General features: G+C 71.2%; 8 protein-coding genes and 1 pseudogene. 2 read left to right on the top strand and 7 right to left on the bottom strand.

Annotated features, from left to right (window positions below; all coding sequences use genetic code 11):
* Nucleotides 1-58: 58 nt before the first annotated feature.
* Genes RR3_RS18360 through dnaK form a run of 4 tightly spaced genes read right to left on the bottom strand, consistent with a single transcriptional unit; the run spans nucleotide 59 to nucleotide 4,166 of the window.
* On the bottom strand, nucleotides 59-466 hold the full coding sequence (locus RR3_RS18360) for a heat shock protein transcriptional repressor HspR (RefSeq protein ID WP_010593254.1): 408 nt from the start codon (nucleotides 464-466) through the stop codon (nucleotides 59-61).
* A complete protein-coding gene (gene dnaJ / locus RR3_RS18355; RefSeq protein WP_064066539.1) occupies nucleotides 466-1,647 on the bottom strand; it encodes a molecular chaperone DnaJ in 1,182 nt (393 codons plus the stop codon). Before dnaJ ends, RR3_RS18360 begins: the two co-directional genes overlap by 1 nt.
* 33 nt (nucleotides 1,648-1,680) lie before the next feature.
* Nucleotides 1,681-2,325, bottom strand: coding sequence for a nucleotide exchange factor GrpE (gene grpE / locus RR3_RS18350; protein ID WP_064066540.1), 645 nt, complete (start codon nucleotides 2,323-2,325; stop codon nucleotides 1,681-1,683).
* Nucleotides 2,322-4,166: a molecular chaperone DnaK gene (dnaK, locus tag RR3_RS18345; protein WP_010593257.1), complete on the bottom strand. Its 1,845-nt coding sequence runs from the start codon at nucleotides 4,164-4,166 to the stop codon at nucleotides 2,322-2,324. Before dnaK ends, grpE begins: the two co-directional genes overlap by 4 nt.
* Before the next feature lie 239 nt (nucleotides 4,167-4,405).
* Between dnaK and RR3_RS18340 the strand changes: the two genes are divergently transcribed.
* Together RR3_RS18340 and RR3_RS18335 are read left to right on the top strand one after the other, a co-directional pair.
* Nucleotides 4,406-4,903 carry a hypothetical protein gene (locus RR3_RS18340; RefSeq protein WP_064066541.1) on the top strand — a complete coding sequence of 166 codons (498 nt, stop codon included), beginning with the start codon at nucleotides 4,406-4,408 and terminating at the stop codon, nucleotides 4,901-4,903.
* Nucleotides 4,904-5,070: 167 nt separating this feature from the next.
* Complete coding sequence (locus tag RR3_RS18335) at nucleotides 5,071-5,979, top strand: type IV toxin-antitoxin system AbiEi family antitoxin domain-containing protein (RefSeq protein WP_064066542.1); 909 nt, start codon at nucleotides 5,071-5,073, stop codon at nucleotides 5,977-5,979.
* A gap of 73 nt (nucleotides 5,980-6,052) precedes the next feature.
* On the opposite strand, the gene RR3_RS18330 is transcribed toward RR3_RS18335, so the two are convergent.
* The 3 genes and pseudogenes from RR3_RS18330 to RR3_RS18320 form a co-directional block, all read right to left on the bottom strand.
* Complete coding sequence (locus RR3_RS18330) at nucleotides 6,053-7,504, bottom strand: dynamin family protein (RefSeq protein ID WP_017680759.1); 1,452 nt, start codon at nucleotides 7,502-7,504, stop codon at nucleotides 6,053-6,055.
* Nucleotides 7,501-9,327, bottom strand: a complete 1,827-nt coding sequence (locus RR3_RS18325; RefSeq protein WP_010593261.1) for a dynamin family protein — start codon at nucleotides 9,325-9,327, stop codon at nucleotides 7,501-7,503. The genes RR3_RS18330 and RR3_RS18325 overlap by 4 nt, the downstream gene beginning before the upstream one ends.
* A gap of 121 nt (nucleotides 9,328-9,448) precedes the next feature.
* Nucleotides 9,449-9,890, bottom strand: a pseudogene (locus RR3_RS18320) (IniB N-terminal domain-containing protein); the annotation flags it as partial.

The raw sequence follows: 9,890 nt of genomic DNA, 5'->3' as shown, positions 1-9,890 counted from the left end.
ACGCGCGATGTGACATTCGGCCACAACAGTTTCGGGTGAACGCAGGGGCCGGCGGTGGCTACCGGTCGCGCTGGTGCTTCGGCTTCCAGACCACCAGCGCGTTGCTGCGTGGTATCGGCACCAGCGCCCGGCGCGACGCGTGCAGCTGCGCGATCTCGGTTGCCATCTCGGACACCCGCTGCTGCAGGGCCTCGACCTGGTTGGTCAGCTCGATGATCCGCTTGATGCCCGCGAGGTTCACGCCCTCGTCCTGCGACAGGCGCTGCACCTCACGCAGCAGCGCCACGTCGCGGGGCGAGTAGCGGCGTCCACCACCGCGGGTGCGGTGCGGGGTGACCAGGCCGAGCCGGTCGTAGTTGCGCAGTGTCTGCGCGTGCATGCCGGCAAGTTCCGCCGCCACCGAGATCACGTAGACCCGGGCGTCGGGGTCCATCGGGGAATCGTTCCGGTTGCGGTTCTCGCTCATCATGCACCTGCCCAGCCCGCCCGTGGATCGAAGCCGTTCGCCTGCTCCGCGTGCATGTACGCCCGCAGCGCTTCGATCGCCTGATCGTCCAGATTCTGGGGCACGGCCACCTTGACCGTCACCAGCAGATCACCGGCGCCGCCCCCGCGCTTGGGGACGCCGCGCCCGCGCACCCGCAGCACCCGCCCGTCGGCGGTGCCGGCCGGGATCTTCAGGCCGACCCGTCCCTCCAGGGTGGGAACCGAGACGGTGGTGCCGAGCACCAGTTCGCCGTAGCTGACCGGCAGGACCAGCGTCAGGTCGTCGCCGTCGCGGCCGAACACCTTGTCGGCACGGACGTGCACGGTGACGAACAGGTCGCCGGACGGGGCGCCGCGCAGGCCGGCCTCGCCCTGACCGGGCAGCCGGATGCGCTGGCCGTCGCGGACCCCGGGTGGGATCCGGACCGTGATGGTGCGGGTGCGGTTCTGGATACCGGACCCGCGGCAGTCGGTGCAGGGCTCGTCGATGATCGAACCGGTGCCGCGACAGTCGTCGCACGGTTCGGAGAATCCGAACGCGCCCTGGTTGCGCGAGACGATGCCACTTCCGTTGCAGCGCGGGCACACCCGCGGGCTCGTGCCGGGACGGGCACCGCTGCCGTGGCAGGTGGTGCACGGCGCCGGGTTGGTCAGCCGCAGCGGGACGGTCACCCCGAGCGCTGCGTCGCGGAAGTCCAGCGTCGTCTCGGCGTCCACGTCCGATCCGCGCCGGGGCCGCGACGTGGTACGCGCGCCCCCGCCACCGGAGCGGTTGAACAGACCGCCGAACAGATCGCCGAGACCGGCGTCGCCGGCGCCGCCACCCCCGCCACCGAACAGGTCGCCGAGATCGAAGGTGGTGGCGCCGCCGGAGAACCCGCCGCTACCGGCACCGGGACGGAATCCGCCGCCGAATCCGCCGGAGGCGAACATCTGCCGGGTCTCGTCGTACTCCTTGCGCCGGGCCGGATCGGACAGCACGGCGTACGCCTCGCTGACCGCCTTGAAGCGCTCCTCCGTCTTGGTGTCCCCGGGGTTGGCGTCGGGATGCAGGTCCCGTGCCAGCTTGCGGTAGGCCTTCTTGATGTCGTCGGCCGACGCGTCGGAGGAGACACCCAGCTCCTTGTAGAAGTCCTTCTCGATCCACTCCCTCTGGCTCACCGGGTGTCTCCTCCTCTCGCTGCTTCTCTGTACTTACTCGTCGTCCGCACCGGAATCCGGCTTTTCGGCCGGTGGGTCGCCCGACAGGACCGTGTCCGTCACGGTCACCATCGCGTGCCGCAGGATCCGCTCACCGAGCCGGTATCCCTTGCGCAGCACCGTGTCCAGCACCGGGTTGGCGCCGTCGCCCTCCATGTGCACGGCCTCGTGGATCTCCGGGTCGAAGGCGTCGCCCGGGTCACCGAAGGGCTGGAGCCCCAGGCCCGACAGGACGCCGGTCAGCTTGTCCGCCACCGACTTCAGCGGCCCCTGCTCGAGGTCGCCGTGCGCGCGGGCCCGGTCGAGGTCGTCCACGACGTCGAGCAGCTGGGTGACCACCGAGGCCTTGGCCGCCTCGGTCGTGACCACCCGCTCGCGCTCCACCCGACGCCGGTAGTTGGCGTACTCGGCGGTGAGGCGCTGCAGATCCGCGGTGCGCTCGGCCAGCTGAGCCGATTCGGGCGACGGCTCGGCCGCGAGCGCGGCCTCCTCGTGTTCTCCCGCAGCCGGAGCTTCGGTGTCCGTCTCCTCCACAGGCTGCGACCGGGCGTCCGGGTCGCGAACCTCGAAGGTGTCGGGGTCGATCCGACGCTTGTCGGTGACGGTCACCGGCTCCTGCTCGGGCTGCCCCGCCGTCACTTCTTCTCCGAGTCGGTCGGCTCGTCGACGACCTCGGCGTCGACGACGTCGTCCGAGCCCGCAGCCGCGCCGTCACCGGCGGCAGCACCCGCGTCGGCGGCCTGCGACTCGTACAGGGACTGACCGAGGGCCTGCGACTCCGTCGCGAGCTTCTCGACGGCGGTCTTCACCGCGGCGATGTCCGTGCCGGCGAGCGCGTCCTTGGTCTCCTTGATCGCGGACTCGACCTTGCCCTTGGCGTCGGCAGCGACCTTGTCCTCGTTCTCCTGGAGGAACTTCTCGGTCTGGTGCACGAGCGACTCGGCCTGGTTGCGGACCTCGGCCTCCTCGCGACGCTTGCGGTCCTCCTCGGCGTGCGCCTCGGCGTCCTTGATCATCCGGTCGATCTCCTCCTTGGAGAGGCCGGAGCCCTCCTGGATCTTGATCGTGTTCTCCTTGCCGGTGCCCTTGTCCTTCGCGGTGACGTGCACGATGCCGTTGGCGTCGATGTCGAAGGTCACCTCGATCTGCGGGACGCCGCGCGGAGCCGGGGCGATGCCACCGAGTTCGAACGAGCCGAGCAGCTTGTTGTGCGCCGCGATCTCGCGCTCACCCTGGAAGACCTGGATCTGCACCGACGGCTGGTTGTCGTCGGCCGTGGTGAAGGTCTCCGACCGCTTGGTCGGGATGGTGGTGTTGCGCTCGATGAGCTTGGTCATCACGCCGCCCTTGGTCTCGATGCCGAGGGACAGCGGGGTGACGTCGAGCAGCAGCACGTCCTTGACCTCGCCCTTGAGGACGCCGGCCTGCAGGGCGGCGCCGACGGCGACGACCTCGTCCGGGTTCACGCCCTTGTTGGGCTCACGGCCACCGGTCAGCTCACGCACCAGGTCGGTGACGGCAGGCATACGGGTCGAGCCGCCGACCAGGACGACGTGGTCGATGTCCTTGACGGAGATGCCGGCGTCCTTGATGACCTGCTGGAACGGCGCGCGGGTGCGGTCGAGGAGATCGGAGGTGATCTTCTGGAACTCGCTGCGCGAGAGCTGCTCGTCGAGGAACAGCGGGTTCTTGTCCGCGTCGACCGTGATGTACGGGAGGTTGATGGACGTCGACTGCGAGCTCGACAGCTCGATCTTCGCCTTCTCCGCGGCCTCACGCAGACGCTGCAGGGCCATCTTGTCCTTGGTCAGGTCGACGCCGTGCTGCGCCTTGAACTTCTCGACCAGCCAGTCGACGACGCGCTGATCCCAGTCGTCACCGCCGAGGTGGTTGTCGCCGGAGGTCGCGCGGACCTCGACGACGCCGTCGCCGATCTCGAGCAGGGACACGTCGAAGGTGCCGCCGCCGAGGTCGAAGACCAGGATGGTCTGTTCCTTCTCACCCTTGTCCAGGCCGTAGGCGAGGGCAGCGGCCGTGGGCTCGTTGACGATGCGCAGGACGTTCAGGCCGGCGATCTGCCCGGCTTCCTTGGTGGCCTGCCGCTGTGCGTCCTCGAAGTAGGCGGGGACGGTGATGACGGCGTCGGTGATCTCCTCACCGAGGTAGGCCTCGGCGTCGCGCTTGAGCTTCATGAGCGTGCGCGCGCTGATCTCCTGGGAGGTGTACTTCTTGCCGTCGATCTCCACGGTCCAGTCGGTGCCGATGTGGCGCTTGACCGAGCGGATGGTGCGATCGACGTTCGTGACCGCCTGGTTCTTGGCGGGCTGGCCGACCAGCACCTCGCCGTTCTTGGCGAAGGCGACGACCGACGGGGTGGTGCGCGATCCCTCGGAGTTGGCGACCACTACGGGCTCGCCGCCCTCCAGCACGGAAACGACGGAGTTGGTGGTTCCGAGGTCGATACCGACCGCACGAGCCATAGTGCTTCTCCATTCTTCGCTGCGACACATCCGTGCCACATGGGTGTTCATGCACAACCTGAGCCGATCCGACTCAGCTGAGCGCAGTCGACTCAAGCTTGCACCCGTCCGGAAGTCCCAGTCAAGTCAAAGTTGAGTCGCTGTCGCTCAAGTTGTCTGCTTTCTCCAACGGCACACCACCGCGGGTTGTTCCCTTCGTGACTCGGATCACACAAAATGGCGAAGGCTACGATCCCGGAGTGAGCACACGCCCGCAGCCGCCTCGCCCCGAGTTCTCGGTCACCCCGCTCCGCACAGCCGACACCCCCGGCCCCCGCGTCGGCGCCGCAGTCTCGGCCTGGGGCCTGTCGTTCGTCGTCTTCGCCGGACTCCTCGGCGCCGTCTACCTCGACCGCGAATCCGTCCGGGACGCCCTCGAGCAGTCGCTGCGGAGCGCCAACCCCGGCACCACCGCCGCGAGCATCGCCGACACCGTCGCCCTCACCCTCACCGGCTTCGCCGCCGCCGGCCTGCTCCTCGTCGCGGTCGCCGCCGTCTTCCTCGAGCTCCTGCGCCGCGGCCGACCCTGGGCCCGCCCCGCACTCGCCGTCGTCTCCGTCGCCACCGTCGTCACGGCCGTCGCCGCCCGCAGCGTCCTCGCCGACGCCGGCGACGCCACCGCCGGCGTCCTGCTGTGGGCTCCCCTGCTGTGGGCCGGGCTCACCGTCGTCGGCGCGGTCGCGACCTGGCGTCGCTGACCCACTGCTCGTCGCGCACGAAAGTGCCTCATGCGCGCGTTCTCACGCGCGCATGAGGCAGCGACGCGCGCAAGGAGTTGTCCACAACCGGCGGCTTCATCCACAGATCCGGCCCGCACGCCGCCGAGCGCGCGCGACCGACGGATGTCCACCCCACTCTGGTCGGCATGAACGACCCGACACCACTACGACGTGCGGACCTGCTCGCGTCCGGACACACACCCACCGAACTACGCAACGCGCTGCGCACGGGACGCCTGCGCAGGATCGCTCCCGGCATCTATCTTCGGCGGCACGAGACCGACGGCCTCGACGACGTCGACCGGCACCGGCTGCGCGTGCAGGCCCTGGCCCCCGCGCTGGACGCCGACGCGGTCTTCAGCCACGTCTCGGCCGCCGTCCTCCACGGCTTCGACCTGTGGAACGTGGACCTCTCCCGCGTGCACGTCACCCGCGGGCGCACGTCGGGCGGTCGCCGGACCCCCCACCTGCACGTCCACGTCGGCGGGTACGGGGCCGACGAGATCGCCACGTGCGACGGACTGCCGGTCACCTCCGCCGCCCGCACCGTCGTCGATCTGGCCCGCACCCTGCCCTCGGACCACGCCACGGTGATCGGCGATTCGGCACTGCGGTTGCGTCGCGTCGACCCCGGCGCGCTGTCCGTCGCCCTGGCAACTGCGGGGACGAAGGCCGGAATCGCCTCCGCACGGCGGGTGGTGCCCTTCCTGGACGGACGCAGCGAAAGTCCCGGTGAATCCCTGAGCAGGCTGCGGATGCGCGACGCCGGAATGCCCCGGCCGCAGTTGCAGCACGAGCTGCGGACCGGCGACGGCCGGTTCGTCGCGCGCACCGACTTCTACTGGGAGGGAATCGCCGGCGAGTTCGACGGCATGGGGAAGTACGGTGCCGACGAGCCCGGTGCGACCGCCGAGATCGTCCGCCGGGAGAAGCTGAGGGAGGACGCCATCCGGCAGCTCGGTTTCGAAGTGATCCGATGGACGTGGCCGGATCTGTTCCGTTTCCATGTCGTGCAGGCGCGGTTCGAGCAGGCGGCACAGCGGGCGCGACGCTGAAGCCCCCAAGCCTTGCGCGCGAAAGTGCCTCTTGCGCTTGTTCTTACGCGCGCAGGAGGCACCGACGCGCGCATCAGCCCGCGACGTCGGCGAGGATGCCCTCGCCGCTGCGGGCCGCCACGCTGCACGCGTTCGCGGTGAACCGGTCGAGCAGGGGGTGCTCGGCCCGGGCGCGCCAGGTGCGGACGGCGGCGACGCCCGCGGCGTGGATCTCGGCGACGGTCGCATCCGGCGCGAGACCCAGGCGCTGGGCCGGGCCGATACCGAAACCGCCGATCAGGCGCTGCAGTTCGAGCACGTCGTCCTCGCTCAGGGTGACCCGGGTCGAGCGCAGGCGGCCGAGCAGGCGCAGCTCGGTGAAACCGTGGACGTCGGCGAGCAGCCGCTGCACGGAGGCGAGCAGGGGGCCGTCGTGGTGGGCGCGCAGGACCCGTTCGAGCGACATCAGCGCCGAATGGGCCTTGAGCTGATCGGCGCGCTGGCCGAACTGCACGTCGATCACCTGGCGCAGCTCGTCGAGCCCGCTGCGCGCCACCAGCTCCGCGGCCAGCGTCGGCGAGTCCCGCACCCCGAGACCGATCAGCGTGACGGCCATGCGGATCCCGAACAGGCCGAACCGGTCGACGAGGTGCGCCCGGGTGCCCGGATCGACGGGCAGCGTGATGTCGGGGCGGGCGAACCGATCCGCCGACAGCATCGCCACCTGAAGGTCCTGCGACGGCACCTGCGCGAGCGCCTCGAACGCGGCGAACTCGCTCTGCCGCAACGTCCGCGCGCCCAGCGCGAGCAGCCCCGCGACCGGCACGACGGCCTGGCACAGTCCGGTGCGCTCGAGCTCACCCGCGAACCGGGCCGCAACCTCCTTGGCCGACATCATCGCGTCCATGCGGCCCGCGCCGACCTCGTCGGCGCGGGAGACCACACCGATCACGCCGAGCGGCCCGGATTCGCCGCCCACGTGCTGGCCGATCCGGCCGAGGAACTGCACGTCGGCGGCCCCGAGGGTGCGCATCAGGTAGACGACGGCGTCGGCGCCGGAGGCGTCGTCGTCGGGGGTCAGCAGTTCGAACGTCCGGGCCGAGACGTCCTGTGACAGCGACGACGTGCCCGGCGTGTCGATGATCGTGGTCTGGGACAGCGCACTGGCCGGCCATTCGACGTCGATCCGGTCCACCCGGTCCGCGGTCAGCTCTCCGAGATCGAAGGTGAGCCGGCCGTCGCGGCGCTGCACCGGCACCGGCAGGATCCGGTCGCCGTCGTAGTGGGCGGTGACCGAGGGGGTCGAGCCGCTGCGGTACCACGTGACGACGCGCGTGCACTCGGTGGCATCGGTGGGGGCGATGTCCTGCCCGACGAGGGCGTTGAGCAGCGTCGACTTGCCGGCCTTGAGGGACCCGGCGAGCGCGACGCGCAGCGGCTGTTCGAGCCGCGCCGCGCACAGCGCGAGCTGCTCGGCAGCGCGCGGGTCGCTTCCGTACCGGGCACGCGCGGCCGCGACGAGCTCGCGGGCCTGCTCGACACTCACGCGTCGGCCCCGGCCAGCTGTGCGGCCCGTTCGCGCAGCGCGGTCAGCGCACGCACGTGCGTCTCGAGTTCGGCGACGCGGCGCTGCCGCTGCGCTTCCTCGACCGTCGCGGCCTCCTGCGCGGCGCGCAGCGACTCGGACAGCGACCGCAACGTCTGCTCGGCCAGCTCGGTGAAGTGGTCGCGCAGCTGGCGCTGAATCAGCCGGAGCCGGTCCTTCGACTCCTTGCCCACCTGGAAGCCGACGTCGTCGGTGAACTTGCGGATGGCGACCTTCGCGTCGGCCCGGCGTTTGACGATGCGTGCCTGCTTGTCGTCGCGATAGGCCTTGGTGCCGAGCACAACTCCCGCGCCGACGGAGATCGGGTTGACCAGGGCCATACCCATGAGCGTGGTGATCAGCCCGAACATGAGCACGCCGCCGTAGGAGCCCTTCATTCCCACGAGCATCTTCTGGCCGACACCGATGCGGCCCGATTCGAGGTCCGAGAGCCGGGAGACGGGCTCGAGCAGCCCCTCCAGGTCGCCGAGGTGCAGGTCCGGCAGGTCCACGGCACCGCTGTCGGCGAAGTGCCCGGCGACGACCTCGGCGAGCCACACCGAACGCTCGTGGGCCCACACGAAGTTGTCGCCGACGGATTCGGCGACCTGCTCACCGAGCCATTCCCCGATCCGCGGCCATTCCTCGCCCGGGTCGCATTCGTCGACGGTGGCTTCGGCCTCGCGGGTGACGCGGCGCAGCCGGTCCCGCAGGTCGTGGTCGATGTCGGCGGCGAGGTCCGCGATCCCGTCGGCCAGGGTCTGCTGCCACTGGGCGGCCCGCGTGCGCAGCGCCTCCGCGGCGGCCTTGGCCCGCTGCAGCTCCGCGACGGCCGCCGCACCGGTCTCGGGATCGCGCAGCGCCGCCAGCTCGCTGCCCAGGCTCAGGGCGACGTGCTCGACGACCGACTTCACATCCAGCGCGACGGAACGCCTGGCGACGTCGGCGCCGCGCGCGACGACCCGCTCGCGGAGGAACCCGTAGACCGATTCGAAGCCCGACTCCTCGTGCAGCGACGCGTCGTCGAGGCGCAGGGCGTGACTGCGCAGCAGCGACGAGACGGGCAGCAGGGGCACGTCGAGGCCCGCGCGCTGCAGGTGCCCACGGTCCGCGGCGACGATCTCGCGCCAGTGCGGGTACAGGTCCGTCTTGGTGATCAGCACCGCCGCGGCGGGGCACAGCTGCAGCACCTGCCGCAGGAAGCTCAGTTCCGGCTCGGTGAACTCCTGGCTGGCGTCGGAGACGACGAACACGGCGTCTGCGGCCGGAAGCAGGCCCAATGTTGCTGCGGCGTGCGGGTTTCCGTGCCCGCCGACGCCGGGTGTGTCGACGAGGACGAGGCCGTCGGCCAGCAGTGGGCTCGGCACGTTCACCTCGAGGCGGAGCACCTCGCGCCCGCCCGCGCGCGGCGTGGCGGGCGTGACGCGCTGCAGCTCGTCGACGGGCAGGTCCACCCGGACGGGATCGCGGCCGGGCTCGGCGAGCACGAGTTCGGCGAAGGTGCGGTCCGCGTTCTGCACGACGGTGGGGACGGCGGTGGTCTCGTCGTCGCCGACCGAGCACACCTCGAGGTTGAGGAGCGAGTTCACGAACTGGCTCTTGCCCTGTTTGAGCTGGCCGACGACGACGACCCGCAGGCGCGGGTCGACGACGCGGGTGCGCGCCGCCTCGAGCCTGGTGGCGAGGTCTCCGCGCTCGGCGGCGCGGATGTGTTCGGCGGCCGCGTCGATCAGTTCGACGAGGGCCGCGCGGCGAGCGGCGGCATCTGCGGAGGACGTGTGCATGGTGATCGCTTCGACTCGCCTTCTGTCGGAGTGCGGGCTGCACCGAGATTATGTCCTCTGCGAAGAACGCCGGCCCCGCGTGGTGCACGCGGGGCCGGCATCGGGGTCCGTGCAGAGTGGGTCAGCCGAGGAAGGTGTCGAAGTCCGGGTCGGTGTCCGCGCCGGCGCCGGCGTCGATCCCACCGTGCAAGTCGGCACCGGTTTCGGCGGAACCGAACAGGCCACCGGTGCCGCCGGCGCTGCCGAAGGCGTCACCGGCGTCGATGGACGACCAGGCACCGGTCGCGCCGTCGGCGGTGCCCGAGAGCTGGCCGCCGAGCTGCGCGGTGCTCTCGGCCGTACCGCCGAGGCCGGCACCGAGCGAGCCGCCGGCGTCGGTGGCTCCCTCGACACCGCCGGTGACGGCGCCCTCGACACCGCCGGTGACGGCGCCCCCGACCTGCGACGCGCCGCCCGCGGCGCCGTCGAGGCCGGCGCCGAGGCTGCCGCCCAGGTCGGTCGCACCGGCCAGGCCACCGGCCAGCTCGCCGCCCAGGTCGGGCGCTCCGCCGAGACCACCGGTC

The sequence above is a fragment of the Rhodococcus ruber NBRC 15591 genome (assembly GCF_001894945.1).
Taxonomy (GTDB): Bacteria; Actinomycetota; Actinomycetes; order Mycobacteriales; family Mycobacteriaceae; genus Rhodococcus; species Rhodococcus ruber.
This window is presented reverse-complemented; position numbering and strand designations above follow the sequence as displayed.